This is a genomic window from Streptomyces sp. NBC_01775, from assembly GCF_035917675.1.
GTDB lineage: Bacteria > Actinomycetota > Actinomycetes > Streptomycetales > Streptomycetaceae > Streptomyces.
In genome coordinates, this window is record NZ_CP109104.1 from 2,414,359 (window position 1) to 2,432,321 (window position 17,963).

General features: G+C 72.8%; 17 protein-coding genes and 1 pseudogene. 9 read left to right on the top strand and 9 right to left on the bottom strand.

Going from position 1 to position 17,963, the window contains the following annotated elements; genetic code table 11:
• Positions 1–4 precede the first annotated feature (4 nt).
• The 5 genes from OHB04_RS10895 to OHB04_RS10915 all read left to right on the top strand — a co-directional run bounded on the left by OHB04_RS10895 (position 5) and on the right by OHB04_RS10915 (position 3,516).
• Positions 5–1,066, top strand: coding sequence for an MASE1 domain-containing protein (locus tag OHB04_RS10895; RefSeq protein WP_326807370.1), 1,062 nt, complete (start codon positions 5–7; stop codon positions 1,064–1,066).
• 93 nt (positions 1,067–1,159) lie between these two features.
• Positions 1,160–1,786, top strand: coding sequence for a VOC family protein (locus OHB04_RS10900; protein WP_326687473.1), 627 nt, complete (start codon positions 1,160–1,162; stop codon positions 1,784–1,786).
• A 185-nt stretch (positions 1,787–1,971) separates the two neighbouring features.
• Complete coding sequence (locus OHB04_RS10905; protein WP_326687474.1) at positions 1,972–2,211, top strand: aromatic-ring hydroxylase C-terminal domain-containing protein; 240 nt, start codon at positions 1,972–1,974, stop codon at positions 2,209–2,211.
• 58 nt (positions 2,212–2,269) lie between these two features.
• The gene (locus tag OHB04_RS10910) at positions 2,270–2,758 is read left to right on the top strand and encodes a VanZ family protein (protein WP_326807371.1); all 489 of its coding nucleotides are present in this window, start codon (positions 2,270–2,272) and stop codon (positions 2,756–2,758) included.
• Positions 2,759–2,859: 101 nt separating this feature from the next.
• A complete protein-coding gene (locus OHB04_RS10915; RefSeq protein WP_326687476.1) occupies positions 2,860–3,516 on the top strand; it encodes a hypothetical protein in 657 nt (218 codons plus the stop codon).
• A 126-nt stretch (positions 3,517–3,642) separates the two neighbouring features.
• Here the strand turns inward: OHB04_RS10915 and OHB04_RS10920 are convergent, their stop codons facing one another.
• Entirely contained in the window at positions 3,643–7,299 is a 3,657-nt protein-coding gene (locus OHB04_RS10920; protein ID WP_326807372.1) for a hypothetical protein, read from the bottom strand.
• The gene (locus tag OHB04_RS10925) at positions 7,289–8,140 is read right to left on the bottom strand and encodes a DUF4132 domain-containing protein (protein ID WP_326807373.1); all 852 of its coding nucleotides are present in this window, start codon (positions 8,138–8,140) and stop codon (positions 7,289–7,291) included. Before OHB04_RS10925 ends, OHB04_RS10920 begins: the two co-directional genes overlap by 11 nt.
• Before the next feature lie 266 nt (positions 8,141–8,406).
• On the opposite strand from OHB04_RS10925, the gene OHB04_RS10930 reads away from it, so the two are divergent.
• A complete protein-coding gene (locus tag OHB04_RS10930; protein WP_326807374.1) occupies positions 8,407–9,294 on the top strand; it encodes a GNAT family N-acetyltransferase in 888 nt (295 codons plus the stop codon).
• A 120-nt stretch (positions 9,295–9,414) separates the two neighbouring features.
• Here OHB04_RS10930 and OHB04_RS41800 read toward each other — a convergent pair whose 3' ends face one another.
• From OHB04_RS41800 to OHB04_RS10960, 6 genes and pseudogenes are all read right to left on the bottom strand, one after another.
• A complete protein-coding gene (locus OHB04_RS41800) occupies positions 9,415–9,753 on the bottom strand; it encodes a helix-turn-helix domain-containing protein (RefSeq protein ID WP_442815086.1) in 339 nt (112 codons plus the stop codon).
• Between the two features lie 58 nt (positions 9,754–9,811).
• Positions 9,812–10,411, bottom strand: coding sequence for a DUF4291 domain-containing protein (locus OHB04_RS10940; RefSeq protein ID WP_326809428.1), 600 nt, complete (start codon positions 10,409–10,411; stop codon positions 9,812–9,814).
• 256 nt (positions 10,412–10,667) lie between these two features.
• Positions 10,668–11,591: pseudogene (locus OHB04_RS10945) on the bottom strand (Ppx/GppA phosphatase family protein); the annotation flags it as partial.
• Positions 11,592–11,609: 18 nt separating this feature from the next.
• On the bottom strand, positions 11,610–11,837 hold the full coding sequence (locus tag OHB04_RS10950) for a DUF5133 domain-containing protein (protein WP_326687481.1): 228 nt from the start codon (positions 11,835–11,837) through the stop codon (positions 11,610–11,612).
• A gap of 320 nt (positions 11,838–12,157) precedes the next feature.
• Positions 12,158–13,084, bottom strand: a complete 927-nt coding sequence (locus OHB04_RS10955) for a SigB/SigF/SigG family RNA polymerase sigma factor (RefSeq protein ID WP_326687482.1) — start codon at positions 13,082–13,084, stop codon at positions 12,158–12,160.
• A gap of 463 nt (positions 13,085–13,547) precedes the next feature.
• On the bottom strand, positions 13,548–14,081 hold the full coding sequence (locus tag OHB04_RS10960; protein WP_326687483.1) for a MarR family winged helix-turn-helix transcriptional regulator: 534 nt from the start codon (positions 14,079–14,081) through the stop codon (positions 13,548–13,550).
• Between the two features lie 39 nt (positions 14,082–14,120).
• Between OHB04_RS10960 and OHB04_RS10965 the strand changes: the two genes are divergently transcribed.
• The gene (locus OHB04_RS10965; RefSeq protein WP_326807375.1) at positions 14,121–15,044 is read left to right on the top strand and encodes an EamA family transporter; all 924 of its coding nucleotides are present in this window, start codon (positions 14,121–14,123) and stop codon (positions 15,042–15,044) included.
• Positions 15,045–15,117: 73 nt separating this feature from the next.
• Here OHB04_RS10965 and OHB04_RS10970 read toward each other — a convergent pair whose 3' ends face one another.
• The gene (locus OHB04_RS10970; protein WP_326807376.1) at positions 15,118–15,822 is read right to left on the bottom strand and encodes a type 1 glutamine amidotransferase; all 705 of its coding nucleotides are present in this window, start codon (positions 15,820–15,822) and stop codon (positions 15,118–15,120) included.
• A 259-nt stretch (positions 15,823–16,081) separates the two neighbouring features.
• On the opposite strand from OHB04_RS10970, the gene OHB04_RS10975 reads away from it, so the two are divergent.
• Both OHB04_RS10975 and OHB04_RS10980 read left to right on the top strand, forming a co-directional pair.
• Positions 16,082–16,801: a GntR family transcriptional regulator gene (locus OHB04_RS10975; protein ID WP_326807377.1), complete on the top strand. Its 720-nt coding sequence runs from the start codon at positions 16,082–16,084 to the stop codon at positions 16,799–16,801.
• Between the two features lie 123 nt (positions 16,802–16,924).
• Complete coding sequence (locus OHB04_RS10980) at positions 16,925–17,929, top strand: ADP-ribosylglycohydrolase family protein (RefSeq protein WP_326807378.1); 1,005 nt, start codon at positions 16,925–16,927, stop codon at positions 17,927–17,929.
• Positions 17,930–17,963 lie beyond the last annotated feature (34 nt).

Consider the following 17,963-nt stretch of genomic DNA (forward strand, 5'->3'; position numbering starts at 1 on the left):
ACGTGTGGCACGCACCGAGAAACCGACGAGCGAGCACCCGTCCCCGGCCCGACGAGCCGCCGTCTACTGGCTGCGCGTCCTGCTGATCGCCGGGTGCTACTACGCGGGCGGACGCGTCGGGCTGCTGCGGCACGTGACGGTCGAGGGCGCGGTCGTCACCCCGTTCTGGCCCCCGACCGGCATCGCCGTGAGCTTCCTGCTGTACTTCGGCCCGCGCGTGTGGCCGGGGCTCGCGCTGGGAGCGCTGCTGGTGGTCACCGGGATGGGCCCCCTCGGTCCCACCACGGTGGGCTTCGTCGCGGGCAACACCATCTCGCCGCTCATCGCGTACGTCCTGCTGCGCCGCGCCGGGTTCCGCATCGAGCTGGACCGGCTCAGGGACGGGGTCAGCCTCGTCTTCCTGGGGGCCTTCCTGGGGATGCTGACGAGCGCGACGTTCGGCACGCTGATGACGGTCGTCAACGACAACATCGAGCTGACGCAGTTCTGGCCCGTCTGGTCGGCGTGGTGGGCGGGCGACGCGGTGGGCGTGCTCGTGATCACGCCGCTGCTGCTGGCCCTGCGGAAGGTGCGGCTGCCCGCCGGGTGGCGGCGCATGGCGGAGGCGGCCGTGCTGGTGGCCGTGACCACGGCGTTGGCGTTCCTCGCGACCAGGAGCCCGGTGAACCTGCTGTTCCTGGTCTTTCCGCTCCTGGTGTGGGCCTCGCTGCGCTTCCAGCTCGCGGGCGCCGCGCTGTGTACGGCCATCGTCTCGGTCGCCGCGACCTGGGCGGCCACGGACAGCGTCGGCGGCTTCGAACACCACACCCTCATCGAGGGCATGATCAGCCTCCAGGCCCTCAACGGCTCGGCCGCGCTGACCGCGCTGCTGCTGGCCGCCGTGACGGCGGAGAAGCACAACACCCAGCGCAAGATCGAGCAGGCATGCGAGGAGCTGGCCGAGATGGTCGACCGGCTCGCGCCCCGTGGCCACCGGCCCCGCTCCTTCCCCTCCGGGGAACGGACGGGGCCCTCCGGGGAACGGACGGGGCCCTCCGGGGGATGGACGGGACAGCGGGAGCGGTGACCTTCCGGGAGCCGGGGCCGGGGAGAGCGCCGGGACGTGGCGGGGGCGTGTGATGATCGCTCGCGGAGCTGTTGTCCGAGATCTGGAGAGACCATGTCCCGTATCGACGCGTCACTCGACCATCTCGTCTACGCGACTCCCGACCCGGCCGCCTCCGTCGAGGAGGTGCGCCGGGTGACCGGTGTGCGTCCCATGGCGGGCGGCAGGCACGAGGGGCTGGGTACCCGCAACCATCTGCTGGGGCTCGGCGGCGCCCGCTATCTGGAGATCATCGGCCCCGATCCGGAGCAGCCGGAGCCCGCACGGCCGCGCCCGTTCGGCATCGACGCGCTCACCGGGCCGGCCCTGGTCACCTGGGCGGTGCGCACCGGTGACCTCGACGCGCGCGTGGCCCGTGCCCGCGAGCTGGGCTACGACCCCGGGGACGCGGAGCCCATGTCACGCAGCACGCCGGAGGGTGAACTGCTGCGCTGGCGCCTGGCGTTCGCGGAGAAGGGCAACGGGATGCTGCCGTTCCTCATCGAGTGGGGCGAGACCCCGCATCCGGCCTCCCGCAAGCTGCTCGCGGTGACCCTGACGTCCTTCACCGGCACCCACCCCGAGCCCGCCTCCCTCACCCCGGGCCTTCAGGCGCTCGGCGTCCACCTCGACGTGGTGCCCGGCAGCACCCCGGGGCTGACGGCGACCCTCACGGGGCCGGAGGGCGACCTGACGATCTGACGGCACTCCCCCCGCCCCCGCCGAGGTGGGACGGCGATCGGTCCGGGGGCGGCTGATCAGTCCGGCGGGCGCGGCGCCTCCGCCCCGAAGTCGCCGAAGTCGCCGACCCCGTTCATCAGCAGGTCGAAGGCGCGGTCGATCACACCGACTTGGTCCGCGGCGACCACTCCGGCCGAGAGGACGCCATGCGGCTCCCCCGGCCGGTGCTGTTCGACCTGGCCGACTCGGCCAAGCTGCGCGCCGCCGCGGAAGGCTGGACCGACCGGGTCGACGTGCGCACCCTGCCCGGCCAGGACGGGCCGACCGCGCTGCTGGTGCGCCCGGACGGTTACGTCGCCTGGGCCGCCGAGGGCGAGACGGACGCCACCGACCTGGACGCGCTGCGCCACGCCCTGGGCAGCTGGTTCGGCGATCGCCTGGGGTAGGCGTGGGTCCGGCCGTCCGTGATTTTGGGTGACCGCTGTGGTCACGTACGGTTCCGTGATGTCTTTTGTCGCTATTGCTCTCGTCGTCGGAGTGGCGGGCGCCGTTGCCGGCTCGGTGTTCGGCAACGCACGCGGCGCCACTCATCGCGTCCTGCCCACCCTCATAGGGATATGGGCGGCAGCCGTGACGACCCTCACCTTCGCAACACGTCCCGGGGGAGGTGAGACGGTGAACCTCACGCTGCTGAACGTGGGCAACCGTGCGGACGTCGTCGACTTTCTCCTGAACACCGCGATGTTCGCCCCCGGGGGAATCCTGCTCGCCTGCCTGACCGTCCGGTGGTACCAGGCGGCATGCGTCGGGTTCCTCGGGTCGCTCACCATCGAGGTCACGCAGTACCTGACCGAGTCCGGACGCACAGCGGACATCAACGACCTGGTGTCCAACACCCTCGGCATACTCGTCGGCTTCGCCTGCGCTGCCGGTGTCAAGAGGACCCTCGCCCCCGCCGACCCGCCTGAACACCGGTACGTGACGGCGCACTGACCACAGCTTCGGCACCCTCCGTACGACCGGTGCCCCGGCCCGACAGTGCGCCTGATGAGGCCACCCCGGAGCCACGGTGCGACGCGAAGCTAGGGTGCCGTATGACTTCCCCCGCCTCCCCCGGCCCGCCGTCCGGTACCGCTCCCGGCGGTACGGCGGCGCCGGGGACCGCCGCGCCGGATGCCCGCACCTGGGCGGACGCGCTCGGGGAGTTGCGGCTCTGGCTGGCGGCCGTGGGGCCCAGACGGCACGAGGACTGGCTGACGGACGCACTCGACGTGATGGCCCGTCGCGGGCGCGATCCCCGGGGCTGGCGGAACGTCGACGCGCACGAGGGCTGTGCCGAACGTACGCGGCACGCGCCCGCCTTCCCCCTCGACCAGTTGGACGAGAACCACCTCAACCACCACCTGGAGCTGACCACCGCCGAGGGCGCCGTCCAGCTGATGACCGGGCAGGCCCTCGAATACGCCTTCCACCCCTTCAAGGCACCCGGTTACGGGATGCCCGACCACCAGGACCGGGTCAGCGCCGCGGCGGCCCACGTCCTGCGCCGCTTCGGCGACGACGCGGAGTACGCCACCAACGCCGAGGACCTCACCGGCGAACTCACCCCCGACTGGTCCCGCCGGAATTTCTCCGTCTCCTGCTTCGCCACAAGCAAGCAGGCCCGGGCGCACGGCTATCTCATGGACCTCGGCGTGCTGGCGGCCTCCCGGCACGAAGTAGGCGTCTTCTGGACGTATTTCATCGACTGAGCTTTTCCAGCGCTGCCGCTCCAGGGTGAGGACGGCCGGGGACAAGCGCCGGCGCGGGCTGACATCCGCCTGTTCCGGTCGGACATCAGCCCGCGCGGCGCCTTCCGTCTCGGTATGGACAAGCGGTCACGTACCGGACGGCAGCCCCCGCCATGCCCGTGCCAGCCGCTCGGCCATCGCGTGCTGGTCCCACAGCTGTGCTGGATGGTCGGGCATGGCCGCGTCGTAGAGCTCCAGGCGGGCGGCGGTGGGCAGACGCCACCACCGATGACGGGCGGCGTCCGCCTCGGTCACCTTCAGGCCCAGGGTCGCGCGAGTCCGGGGCGACAGGAGCATGCCGGTGATGAGGCCGCTGTCGTCGACTCCGGGCAGACCGGTCAGCAACAGGACCGCCGCGGCGTGGTCGAGATCCGCCGCTTCCGCGAGCCGGCCGGCGGCCCCAGGATCGAACGGCACCGGTTCACGTCGCTCCAGCTCGTCCGCCAGCAGGCGCAGCCGCTCGGCTGTGGCCCAGCCCCGGGCCACCGGCCGGCTGTCGACGAAACCGTCCGGCCGCGGCACGGCGCCACGCTGTAGGAACGCCTTGGTGGTGTAGTTGCGGTCGTTGTGCGACCGGGCCCAGTCGCCGAAGTGCATCGCGATGTCCAGCGGCAGCAGTTGGCCCTCCTCGGTGGACAGCGCGTCCGGGGACTCGTGGTCCAACAGGCCGCGCCGCAGCGCCGGGTCGGCCAGCGGTGAGGAGGCCCAGTACCTCAGCAGTGCGGTCAGTGCCGCGCGGTGCCTGGCGGGGGTCACGGCGCTGACCGCGCGGATGGCGAGGCCACCGATACGGCCGGCCAGTTCGGTCCAGTCGTACTGGCTCCGGTGGATTCCCCAGTGCGCCATCGCCGTCTCGCCATCGATCGAGCCGGCGAAGAACGCCGCGGCCAGCTCGATCTGCCGCACCATGCCCCCGTGGCCTTCGGCGTATTGGCTGACCAGCCCGTTCAGTGCCCCGTCCAGATCGGCTTCCGACACCTTCAGCGGTCGGGGTGTCGGTTGTTCGAGCACTCTCAGGAGCTTGTTCCGGTCCGGGATCCGGCCGGCGGCATCCTGGACGCACCCCACGATTCCGTCCAGGAGCAGCGGGTGGCTGACCTCGGGCAGCAAGGCCCCGAGGGCTTCCCGCAGCGCCGACTCGGAGGTGGCCGCCGCTGCCAGCAGCCCCCGCACGGTGTCCTCGGAGATCTCCCGCAGCGCGCGCGAGCCGGAAAGGTCACGGGGTGTCAGGAAGTGCCAGAACGCTTTCGGCGGCATGCGCCGCGTGCCCGCTGACATCGGATCGGGATCATCCATGGCGACCCGGCCCGGGTCCGTCATCCAGACCCGCCAGTGCGCCTCGCCGGTCCGGGGATCGCGGGCGGTGACGCTGTAGACGTGGTAGTGGTAGCCGCTCTCCAGCAGCAGCCGCCCTTCCGAGCCCGGAACGTCGAGCAGCCCCCAGGGGACCACGCCTCGGTACGCGGGCGGGACGGTGCCGTGCACGCCGTCGATCCGGTGGTAGTGGACCTCTCCCGTCCTGCGGTCGCGGGCGACCCTGAAGCCGAGATGGGTGCCGTCGGTACCCAGGGGCGAGGTGGCGGTGCCGCCGGCGACGGGGGCCAGCGACGAGTGCTCGACCAGCCAGTCCTCGTCCTCTCCCAGCAGGGACGGGTCCAGGAACGCCGGCAGGCCCGGCTCGCCGAGCTCCTCGGTGACCACGTCGATGGGGCGCACCTGGGATTCCGCCGCGACTCCCGTGTACCACCAGAAGGTCCGGCCGTCGTGGAACATATGGCCGTCGGGGGCCAGCCGCCGATCGCCCACCGCCAGGAGCCGGTGGCCCATGAAACGCCGGGCGCGGGGTCCCATGAAGGTGTAGCCGGATCGCGTCCGTTCGCCGTAGCGCCACCTCCAGGAGAGGTCGCGCTCCGAGAGGATGTCGTGGGGCGCGCCGGACCAGTACTGGGTCCGCGTGCCGTTGACGTCGTGGAACACCAGGAACTCTCCCTCGGAGAAGAACACCCTGACGTCGTAGTTGAACTGGCCGGCGCCCTTGGGCACCGTCAGCCGGTGTTCCGTGATCCGTCCGCCGGGCCCGACCGCGACGGCCTTGTGGCGGTCGTGCACGGTCAGGATGGGCCAGCTCGCCCGGCACCAGATGTCCCTCCCCAGCTCGCCGGCGGCCTCGTCCAGGGCGTCCCAGCCCAGTTCGTCGAGGATGCCCGCGCGGAGCGTCCTGGTCAGCGGGACCACCAGGTCGATGCCGGCGAGCCGGGCGAGCAGGTCCGGCACCTCCGCTACGGCCTGCCGGGTCAGCGTGCGATAGAGCCAGTCGAAGGCATCCAGTGCGCTTTGCAGGCCGCCGGAGGCGGCCCGGCGCATCCGGCTGTCGATGATCCCGCGCAGGAAGGGCCGAAGTGGCGCGATCGTCCACTCCGACCTCCACCGGTCGTCATGGCCCTTGTCCACGAGGATGGATCTGATCAGGGGATCGGCGAACCGGTCGTCGGCGGTCAGCGCCTCCAGATCGACGCGGTCGTCTTCCGACCAGTGCGCCAGCAGCAGGTTCGGATCGGGGTCCGCCACCGGGAGGCCCGCGGCCAGGCAGCCGCCGATGACCGCCGCGTCGACGCGGTACTCGTCGGCGGTCCCGCTGCCGGGACACAGCGGCTCCCCTCCCGGGCCTGTCCGCTCGGCCAGGCGCGGCAGCAGGTTCAGCAGCTCCCGAGGGGCCTTGGGGGCGCGCCTCCCGGGCCCGCGGTACCGGCGGAGCATCGCGGCAAGCCACTCGCCGGTCTCCTCGCCGAGCTCGTCGAAGGCGGCCACCTCGTCGAGGAGGGCGACCCACCAGGCGTCCATGTCCGAGTAGGGAAGTTCGGCCAGTTGCCACACCAGACGTCTTCTCAGCGTGGCCGATCCGGCGACGGCGGCGAGCCATGCCTTGCGCTGCGAGGTCCAGAAACCGTCCGACGCCCGCCACAGCGCCGGCGCGTCCACCAGGGCTTCCAGGACCTGCCCGTGTTCGTTCGCCACGTCGAGACCGGCGGCCTTGGCCAGTTTGGCGAGCTGCTTGAGCATGTCGGGCCAGGGCGGCAGACCGCCGAGGGTGCGGCGCACGGCCAGCTCACGCAGCTCCTGGTAGGCCCCGGCGGGGTCCCCGCCCTGGCTCATCAGGTCGGCGACGTAGTTCTTGATGTCCTTGACCGACAGGGCTCCGGCAAGAGCGAACTCCAGGAACACCGCGCGGCGCCGTGCGGGATCGACGACCGCGGCCTGACGCTCGGCCGCGCGGGCCCTGCCGAACATCAGCGCACCTTGTCGGTGGCGGCCGGCGGCGATGAACGCCCGGCCGACCTGTTCCCAGAAGGCGGGGAGGTGGTCGCCCGGAAGGGTGGGGGAGATCCCCTGGTAGATGTCGAGCGCGGGGCCGGGCTTGGGTTTGGCCAGCCGCTCGGCACGCTCCATCTCGGGGGCCGCGGCCAGCGCGACACCGGCGTTGGCGGGGTCGTTGACCACAGCCCACGCCGGGTAGCCCAGCTCTTTTCGGTGCCCCGCCGATACCGGTGCGCCGATATCGGGGACGGAGAACCCGGCGGCGGCCAGCACCCGGTCCTCGCCCGGCGCGACGGCGTCCCCGCTCAGCCGGACCATGGACCGGCCGCCGAGCATCGGGTGGTGGTAGCGGCGGGCGGTGACCGGCTCGCCGCCCGGGGTGCCGACGGGCGCCAGGCCCGCGTCCAGCGCGATCACGTCACTGCTCATCGATGTGCCTTCCCGCGTGGATCAGTTCGGCCATACGGACGCCTTCGGACCAGGCCACCGGGCCGACCTCGCCGAGCGGGAGGGGGCGCTCGGCCGCGTCGACCCACAACAGCCGCCCGGTCGTGGCGGGCAGGCCGGGATCGTCGGCGCCCAGCCAGTAACGGGCCTGAACACCGACGCCGTCGTCGACGATCCGCAACGCCGCGGAACCGCCGCGCATGACGAAACCGTTCTGAGCGGCGCGCGCCGTGGCGTGGCGCAGTTCCTCGAAGTAGCCGTCCGCGTAGTCGTCGATACTGGTGGCCTCGGGAGAGATATCGGTCGGCCGGTGGTGGATCTGACGGGCCAACTGCGGGACGCACTGCGCGGCGTCGCGGCTGTCCAGCACCTTCCGCCACTGGTCGATGTCGGACAGCAGGACCGGGTGCGGCAGTGCCACCGGGCTCACGGGCGGAGCGTGTGTGGCGCCGTCCAGGCCCGTCAGCCCGGTGCGCCCCTCCTCAGTGACCTCGGTCAGCAGACCCGTGTGCCCGTCGACGGTCACCACCAGATGCTCCAGGCTGGAGCGCCAGCCCGGGTCGGACCACACGCGGGCGAGCAGGGCGGCGGGGACCGGCACACCGGCGAGCAGCCAGGACTCCACGGTGGACCGGCACTCCGCCTCGTGTCGCAACAGCCGCTCGCGCAACTCGGACAGCTTCTCGCCCACCGGGCTGTCGCGCACGGCTCTGGGTACCGATCGCAGGATCTGGCCGTTGTTCTTACGACATCTGAGGGTGGTTCCGTCCAGAGCCAGTTCATGGCTGGGAGTGGCGGAAGTCCACAGGAGTGGAGTTGACATGCCGTGATCCTGACAGGGTCCTGTGACAATCAGCCCGGGAGACAACGGCCCCTCGCAGTCCACCACTTGGCCGGCGTCACCCCCTTGACCAGTGATGCGAACGGAGTCCTTCCCGGGCGGACGTCGTAGACGGTCACGGCATTCCTACGGCCGTGCTGTGCGGAGACGAGGTCCGCCCGCGAGTCAGCGAGACGGCCGGCCGAGCCGCTTGCCACGGCCTCGATATCGCGGTGCGGTCCGGCGCGGGCCGGGGTACGTTCGCGCGCATGTGTGACCAAGGTCTGGATCCGCCAACTCCCCTTTCCCTGCTGCTCGTCGAGATGGAGGTGCTCTGGGACCTCGACGCGCGCGGGCGGCTCACCGGTGAGGCGCCGCCGCTCGCGGTCGCGGAGAGCAGCGAGGGGTGCGCGGCGCTCGTCGGCGCGGAGGTGCCTGACGACCTCGCGGAGGAGTTGGGGCGGCTCGCCGCGCTGCCGTCCGCGCCTGGGCAGCCGCCCGTGGCGATCAGCCGGGGCGAGGCGCTGCTCGCCGGGGTGTGCGGGCCCACCGTGGCGTCGGCGGCGCCGAGTTATCTGGTCGAGCCGGGCACCGCGTACGCGAGCAGCGCCCGGATCGTCACCCACGCCGACCACGCGAGCGCCGGCGACAGCGGCGGGCTCCTGCGGGACGGCAATCCCGGCGACTGGCCCGAGTCCGAGTGGCGCGACCTTTTGGAGGGGCGGCTCGGGCCCTGGGCGATGGCGTACGAGGAGGGGCAGGTCGTGGCGGTCTGCCATACCCCGGTGGCCTCCGGACGCGGGGCCGAGGCGGGGGTGTGGACCCGGCCGGGCTTCCGGGGGCGGGGGCACGCCGCCGCGGTGACCGCGCACTGGGCGCGGTCCTTCCCGCCGGGGCGCCACCTCTTCTACAGCACCACCTCGGACAACCGCTCCTCGCAGCGGGTCGCCTCCCGGCTGGGTCTGCGCCCGCTGGGTCGGGTGTGGCGCCTCTCGCGGCCGGGAGAAGAGGGGGCACACGCCGAACGCCCCTGGCCGTACGGCCCACCGCCGCACCCGGACGGCCCACCGTCGGACGACCCGCCCGCGGACGACCCGCCCGCACCCGCTCCTGACGGGCCCGCCCCTGACGAGCAGGGCCCGAACGCACGCCGGTGATCCCCGCCGGCCCGGCCGCCTTCGCGGCCCGCAACGTGCTGTACCACTACGGCCAGGAGACTCCGGTCGCCGCGTCGCGCTCCCGCGACGCGGCGACCGAAGGCCGCGGATCGGCTGCGGTCAGCGCAGTTGCCGGAACGTCCCGGCTGCGGTGAACGCGTCGTTGATCGGTGTGATGAGCGAGGCGAGGCGACGGGCGCCCGCGTCGCCGATCGGCGCCCACAGCGCGGCGCAGTGCTCGTCGGTCTCGACCTCGATCTGCTCGCGCGCCGCGGTACCGGCATCGGTCACGGTGCCGTCGGCGTTGAGCCAGCCCGCCCTCGGGCAGGCTTGTCCGAAACATTGCCAACGCGCGCGGTGTGAGGCCCGGTACGGCTGGTGGATAGTGAGGGCGGGTGCCCGCGCTGACGGTTCACCTGTGACCTGGGGCGCAACCCGAGGCTCCCCCCTCGCCCCCAGGTCACTCTTGTCACGCCCGGAGGACTGTCTCCGCCCCGCCGGCGGGGGCGCGACGGGCTCAGCGCGTCAGACGGGAGAGCAGCGCCGGGTCGGCCGGATAGGGCCGCTCCTCGGGCAGCAGGCCGTGCGCCGTGGCCAGGTCGTCCTCGCGCACCGCCGCGTGTACCCGGCGGGCCAGCGGGGTCACATCAGTGATCGAGACGACCCACTCGTCGGCGTAACGGTGTGCGGCCTCGCCCGCGAGGCCGAGCTGGAGCGAGCGGTGGGGCAGCGCCTGGAGGCGGACGTCGCGCTCGGGGTCCCACTGCACGCGCGCGGGCGAGGTCCGCAACTGCCGCTTCCACTCGGCCTGGTCGGCGTGCAGCTCGGGCACGTAGTGGGACAGACAGGCGTGCCGAAGCGCCCACTCGAAGCCCTCGCGGGTGATCTCGACCGCGAGGACCGTCTCCTGGCCCTCCTTGGTGCCCCAGCCACAGCGGTACATCATCCAGAGGAAGGACGGCTTGATCCACGTCATCCGGTCCCGCTTCCAGGCGGCGGGGAACCGCCCGTCGCGGGCGGCGGGCAGCCCGATGGCGGGCGGATAGGCCTGGTAGACGGTGACCGTGGCCGCGGAGTGGACGGCACGGATCCGGTGCCGGGGCTCGGGCCCCGGCACCGCCCCGGCCTCGTGCTCGGGCCCGTGCTCGGGCCCGAGCACGGGCAAGGGCACGGAGGCGGATCCAGGTACCGGTCCAGGTACGGGTTCGGTTTCCGGTACGGGTTCAATGGTGTTCACGGCGACCAGCGTGGCGTCAGGCACCCCGCCGTGCCATCGAATTACCGCTCGCCCACCCCTCCCACGCGCCGCTCACGCGCCTCTCGCACGACGCTCCTCCGCACCCCACTCACAGCGATATCCACCCGCTGCTCTCGCCGCTCTCCAACCGGTGCAGCAGCAGCCCCTCGCGCAGGGCCCAGGGGCAGATCGTCACCGCCTTCAGGTCCAGCAGGTCCATGGCCGTGTGGGCGACGACCGCCCCCGCGAGGGACTGGGCGGCGCGGGGCGCGGAGATGCCCGGCAGCTTCGCGCGCTGTGCCGCCGTCCTCCTCGACAGCCGCTTCACCGCCGCGTCCAGGTCCTCGCGGGAGAGCACCCGCTGCACGAAGGGCCCCTTGCGGCCGGGCGCGGCACCGCACAGTCGCGCCAGCTGCTGGAAGGTGCGGGAGGTGGCGGCGGTGGTGACCGGCGACTCCCAGCGGATCCGCGCGCCCACGTCCCGCAACTGGTGCCGGGTCTCGCGCCGCACGCTCTTGAGCGCGTGCGCGGGTGGCGGGTCCTGGCCGCCGAAGTGGTCCCGGGTCATCCGGGCGGCGCCCAGCGGCGCCGAGGTGGCGAAGTCCGGGATGCCGGTGCGGCCGAACGCCACCTCCAGGGAGCCGCCTCCGATGTCGAGCATCGCCAGCGGCCCCGCTCGCCACCCCATCCAGCGCCGCGCCGCCAGGAACGTCAGCTCGGCCTCACGCCTCCCGTCCAGCACGCACAGCGGCACCCCGGACCTGGCACGCACGGTCTCCAGGATCTGCTCCCGGTTGGGCGCGTGCCGTACGACGGCGGTCGCCACCGCGTACAGCTCGGTCGCGCCCTGGCGCCGTGCCTCGGCCTGCGCCTCCGTCACCGCGTCGGCGAGCATGTCCACCGCTTCGCGCGGCAGCGTGCCCTCCTTGTCCACCCAGTGCGCCAGCCGCAGCCGCCACTTGGCGGTGTGCACCGGCAGCGGGGCCGCGCCGTCGCCGTCGGCCACCTCTAAGCGCACCGAATGCGAACCGACGTCGACCACGGCCCAGCGCGTCCCCATCCCGGCTCCCCCCGCCGCTCAGCGGGCCACGACGGAGTCGTCCTTGGCGCGGGCGCCCGGGAGCCGGTGGCGGGCTGCGACGAGCGCGGCGTCGATGTCGCGGGTTCCGGTGGAGACGCACAGCGTGTAGGCGATGTCGTCCAGCCGCTGGCGCGCCTCCGGCGAACCGTCCTCGGCGTGCAGTGCGTCGAGTGTCTCGTACTCGGCGACGAGGTCCAGCAGGACCGCGGGATGGGCCATGAGCATGGGGTGCTCCTCCTGATGTTTCGCGGTGCGCGGGTGCGCACTGTTTATGGGGGGGGCGAAGCTGTTCACGGGTGGGCGCTGGTCGACGGATGGGCGCTGTTCGACGGGTGGGCGGACTTCCGACCACACGGTGTCCCGGGCGCACCCCGTGACGGCGGTCCCGCGCGTTCGCGGTGTCCACGAACGCGCGGAGCCGCGGCGTCACGGGGGCGCGCGGAACCGCAGTGTCACGGTGTCGCGGAGTGCCGAGGAGCTCAGGTGTGCGGAGGTCCCTGGGCTGCTGTGTCCGAGGCGAGGGCCAGGTCTCCCGCCGGGCCCGCTCAGGCCGTGGCCGAAGCCGACGCGGGAGCGGTGGCAGTAGCTGTGGCTGTGGCCGATGACGCGGCCGTGACCCGGCGGCGGCCGGGCCGGATGCCCGCGTGCTGGCCGCGCGAGGGGTGCCTGCGGCCGTGGTCGTGCTCGACCTTCTGGCGCACCTCCTGGCAGCTGCGGGAGATCAGCCGGGAGACGTGCATCTGGGAGACGCCGAGTTCCTCACCGATCTTCGACTGGGTCATTCCGCAGAAGAACCGCAGGTACAGCACGCGGCGCTGCCGCTCGGGCAGCTCTTGCAGACAGGGCTTGACCGCCTCGCGGGCGACCACCGCGTCGTAGCGCGGCTCGCTGTGGCCGAGGACGTCGGCGAGAGCCATGCCGTCCTCGCTGCCGCCGAGGGCCGCGTCCAGGGACAGGGAGCTGAAGCTCTCCAGCGCCTCCAGGCCCGTCTTGACGTCCTCCTCGGACAGCCCGCTGTGCTCCGCTATCCGCTCCACGCTCGGAGAACGGCCGTCGATGCCGGTGTTCAGCTCCTTGACGGAGGCGCGGACCTTGTTGCGCAACTCCTGGATACGGCGCGGGACGTGGACGTCCCAGGTGTGGTCGCGGAAGTGACGCCGGATCTCCCCCACGATGGTCGGGACGGCGAACGGCACGAACGGCGTGCCGTGCGCGGGGTCGTAGCGGTCGACGGCCTTGACCAGACCCAGCGCCGCGACCTGCTCCAGATCCTCCAGCGTCTCACCACGGCTGCGGTACTTCGCCGCCAGCCGGTGTGCCATAGGCAGCCATGCCTCTACCAGGCGCTCACTCAGGGCCTGCCGCTCGGGGCCCTCGGGCAATGCGGCCAGCTTCTTGAAGTCGTCAACCGTGTCCGGGGCGTCTTCGTGGCTGTGGCGCGCCCGTTCGGCGCGGTATCGCACGGTGCTCATTCGGATCTCGCTCCTCCCGTTTCGCTGCTGCCTTAACAGTTCGCGGGAGAGGTGGCACGGAGCACACCCGGGGCGACCCATGCGGCCCACTCCCGCGGATGTGCCTGCACCTCCCAAGCACTTGGCGTCTCTTCTTCTCCGACACCGGAGGAAGCAAACCCCCGCACGGAAAATTCTTCGCGGGGAGGCCCTGCCGGAGCCCTGCGCGGAAGCCCTGCCCGGTAGCCCCCCGGTAGTCCCGCCCGGGGTGCTCCGGCCCCGCGGCCCGCGCCACACCCCACCCGTCGCCACATCCCGAACACACATTTCTCACATACCGAGAGCACGCCCCGTGCGAGCGCTGACGGCAAAGAGATCACCGGCCGGGCAGGGAAGTTGCTGGACCTGGTCGGCACGGCCGACGCCGGGCGGCGAGCCGACGGCGTACAGCGGGGCGTGAGGCAGTGACCTGGCCGGCGGACTCTCAGCTGTCGTGCGGGGGTTCGATCTTGCCGAGCCAGGTGGTCAGCAGCGTCTCCAGCGCCACTGCCTCCTCGGGGCTCAGCGAGTCCAGCAGCTTGCGCTCGTTGCGCATGTGCGCGGTGAAGGCCTGGTCGATCACGGTGCGGCCCGCTTCGGTCAGCGCGGTCACCCTGGCCCTGCCGTCCCCTGTGGCGCGGCGGCGGGTGACCAGACCCGCGCCCTCCAGCCGGTCGAGCCGCTTGGTCATGGCGCCGGTGGTGACCATGGTGTGCGCCGCCAGCTCGCCGGGGGCCCGCTCGTACGGGTCACCGGCGCGGCGTAGTGCCGCCAGCACGTCGAACTCGCCCTCGCTGAGGCCGTACCGGCCGTAGACCAGGCGGAGTTGCTCGGTGAGCAGTGCGCCCAGCCGGTGGAGGCGCCCGATCACTCCCTGCGGGGTGACATCGACATCCGGCCGCTCGCGGTGCCATTCGGCCTGGATGCGCGCCACTCGGTCGGGGAGTTGGCGTGAAGTCCGGTGTGGAAGCTGCTGCACCCTTCCATCATAGCTTCCGTGGAAGACATAATAGCTTCCATGGAAGCTACCTTCCGCTGGACGCTGGTCACGGCGATCGCCCCCGTGGCCTGGGGTACGAACTACTACGTCACCCGGGAATTCCTGCCCGCCCATCACCCGCTCTACGGTGCCGCGTTCAGGGCACTGCCCGCCGGGCTGGTCCTGCTCGCCCTGTGCCGGACGCTGCCGCGCGGCTCGTGGTGGTGGAAGGCGCTGGTGCTGGGCGTCCTCAACATGGGCGGCTTCTTCGCGCTGGTGTACGTCGCGGCCCAGCTCCTGCCCACCAGTCTGGCCTCGACGGTGATGGCGACCTCGCCGCTGGCCATGATGCTGATCGCCTGGCCGCTGCTGTCCGAACGGCCGCGTCCCACGCATCTGCTGGGGGCTGTGGCCGGGCTCGGCGGGGTCTGTCTGATGCTGCTCTCCGGCACGGCGCGGGTCGCCCCCGGCGGGGTGCTGGCCTCGGCCGCCGCCATGGCGATGTCCTCGCTCGGCTACGTCCTCGCCAAACGGTGGCGCTGCGAGGCGGGCGTGCTCGCCTCGACGTCCTGGCAACTGGTCGCCGGCGGGCTGTTGTTGCTGCCCCTGGCCGCCGTGGTGGAGGGGACGCCGCCCGCGCTGGACGCCCCGGCCGCGCTCGGCTTCGGCTACGTCACCGTGGTGGCGACGGCGCTGGCGTTCGCCGCCTGGTTCGCCGGGCTGCGGCACCTGCCCGCCTCGACGGTAGGTCTCGTCGGGCTGCTCAACCCCGTGACCGGGGTACTGCTGGGCACCGCGCTCGCCGGGGAGGCGCTCACTCTCCGCCAGTGCTGCGGCCTCGTTCTCACCCTTGCCGGCATCCTGCTGAGCAGACCCACTGCGCGGAAACCGCCGCCCGGGGTGCCGGGGGTATCCGCGGGCGCGTCACCGGCCAAGCCGGTGACGCGGCGAAGTACCCCGTAACGGCACACCCCTGTCAGCCCGCATACCTGTCAGCCCGCATACCGTCAGCCCGTAACAACGGCACGCCCCGCCGTCAGCCCGCCGCCTCCACGAGACCGGCGAAGCGGTGGGCCACCTCGCGCCAGACCGGGGTGGCCGCCGGGGCGTCGCGCTCCGCCTGGGCGTGCAGTTCGGCGGCGTCGAGGCCCTGCTCGGCCAGCCGGTACTGGTTCCAGGTGCGCAGCCGGGCGGGAGCCGTCTCCGGGTGGAACTGCACGCCCCAGGCCCGCTCCCCCACCCGGAACGCCTGGTAGGGGCAGCGCTCGCTCTCGGCCAGCCAGACCGCGTCCGGCGGCAGCTCGGTGACGGCGTCCACATGGCGCTCGATCGCCGTCACCCGGCGCGGCAGCCCCCGGAAGAGCGGGTCGGATTCGGCCTCCGGGCGCAGGGTCAACGGCGTGCTGCCGATCTCCGGGCTGCCGTGCCGGGCGGCGACCTTGCCACCGGCGACCTGCGCCAGGAGCTGTCCGCCCAGACAGATGCCGAACACCGGAGCGCCCTCGCGCAGTGCCTCGGCGACGAGGGCGCGGGTGGGGGCGAGCCACGGGGCCCGCGCGTCGTCGTCGGGCAGGTAGCCGCCGCCCAGCACCACGACGGCCTGGTGTTCCAGCCGCTCGGGCAGCTCGCCTCCGTCGAACGCGGGGACGACGTCGACGGTCAGCCCGCCCGCCGCGAGCCACCCGCCGAACCGCCCCGGCCCTCCACCGGCCGCGTTCTGCACCACCAGCACTCCCGACACCGGGCACCACCCTCTTCCGTCCTCTTCCGTTCCCGCTCCGCGCCCCCGCAGCGCGTCAACACGGCAGTAAAAATACGGCAGTTGACCGGCGTTGACTGCCCACGAGGCACACCCGAGGGCACCCGCGAGCGCCCGAGAAGCCGGGCGCCGGGTTGCCGTCCGAAGGCTTCAACGGGGCTCCGTGGGGATTCCGGGGCTTCTGATGCGGGTGTGACCCACGGAACAGACAGGTTCAGACAGGTTCGTCTACGGTGCGGACATGTCCGAACAGGCGCGTAAGCATCAGCGGGTGGCCCGGATCCTGGGCCGCGAGATCAGGGGCGGAGCGCTGCGCGCCGGAAGCCGGCTGCCGGGAGAGCACGCCCTGACCGAGCGGTTCTCGGTCAGCCGGTCCACGGTGCGGGAGGCACTGCGCACCCTCGCCGACGAGGGCCTCGTCCGCACCCACCCCGGCATCGGCTCCTTCGTCAGCTTCGACGGCGCCCCGCTGGACAACCGGCACGGCTGGAAGCAGGCCCTCACCGAACACGGGGTGGCGCCCGAGACGACGGTGCTGCGCCTGGAGACCGTGCGGGACGCCGCACTGGCGGCCGAACTCGGCACGGAAAGCGACGGGTTCCTCGCCGTCGACCGGATGCGCGCGCTCCCCGGCGGGGTGCGGCTCTCCCTGGAGCGCAGCCGGGTGCCCCTGCATCCGGGGCTGGCGGAGGTCCCCGGTACCGGCCTGGTCGACGGCTCGCTGACCGCGACCCTCGCCGCCGCCGGTCTCGTGGTGGCCTCCGGTCAGCAGCGCGCCACCGCCGTGCCCCTGAACGAGGCCGACGCCGAACGGCTGGGGCGCCCGGCCGGTACGTCGTTCCTCCAGGTGACCCGCGTGGGCCGCTCGCCCGTGGGCGCGGTCATCGAGCACGTGGTGAGCCTGCTGGATCCCGAACGGTTCGAACTGCGCGTCAGCTTCGGCGAATCCGGCCCGGACTGACGGCCCCGCTCCCGGCGCCCCCGTACAAGGGCAGCGCCTCCGCATAAGACGCGCCTCCGTACAAGAGAGCGCCTCCGTAGACGGCCTCCCGTACAAGACACGGCAGAACTTGGAACACAGCACATGAGCGATCCCCGCACCGACCGCGCCCTGGGCGCCCTCTACGGCCTGGCACTGGGCGACGCGCTCGGCATGCCGACCCAGATCATGTCGCGCGCCGCCATCACGGCACGGTTCGGGCAGGTCACCGGCTTCGAGACCGGCCCGCCCGACAACCCCGTGGCCGCCGGACTGCCCGCCGGCAGCGTCACCGACGACACCGACCAGGCCCTCATCGTCGGACAGCTCCTGACCGAGTCCGGCGGCCGGATCGACCCCGAGCGGTTCGCGAAGGCCCTGCTGGAGTGGGAGGCGGGAATGAAGGCCAAGGGCTCCCTCGACCTGCTCGGCCCCTCCACCAAGGCAGCCCTGGACGCGGTCACGCGCGGCGTGCCCGTCACCGAGACCGGCCGCACGGGGACGACCAACGGAGCGGCCATGCGCGTCGCGCCGGTCGGAGTGGCCTTCTCCGTACGCCCGTTGGACGCCTTCTTGGACCGGGTCGTCGAATCCTGCCAGGTCACCCACGACACCACGATCGGCATCGCGGGTGCCGCCGCCGTCGCAGCCGCGGTCAGCACCGCCGTCGACGGGGCCGGGCTCGACGCGGCCATGGACGCGGCCGAGACGGCGGCCCTGGCGGGCGCCGGGCGCGGCCACTGGGCGGCGGGCGCCGACATCGCGACCCGTATCCGCTGGGCCCGGGGCGCTGTCCTGGGGCTGGCCCAGGATGAGGCCGCGAACCTCATCAGCGACCTGATCGGCACCAGCGTCGCCAGCCAGGAGTCGGTGCCCGCGGCCTTCGCGGTGCTCGCGCTGGCCGGGGACGACCCGTGGCGGGCCTGCCTGCTCGCGGCCAACCTCGGCGGCGACTGCGACACGATCGGCGCCATCGCCGGCGCCGTCGCCGGAGCGGTCCACGGAGTGAGCGGCCTGCCCGCCGACGCCGTGAGCACGCTCCGCGAAGTCAACGACCTCGACGTGGAGCCCCTGGCCGAGCGTCTCCTCACCCTGCGACAGGCCGGCTGAGCCGGTCGCGGGAACCGCACCCCCGGCGGGGAGT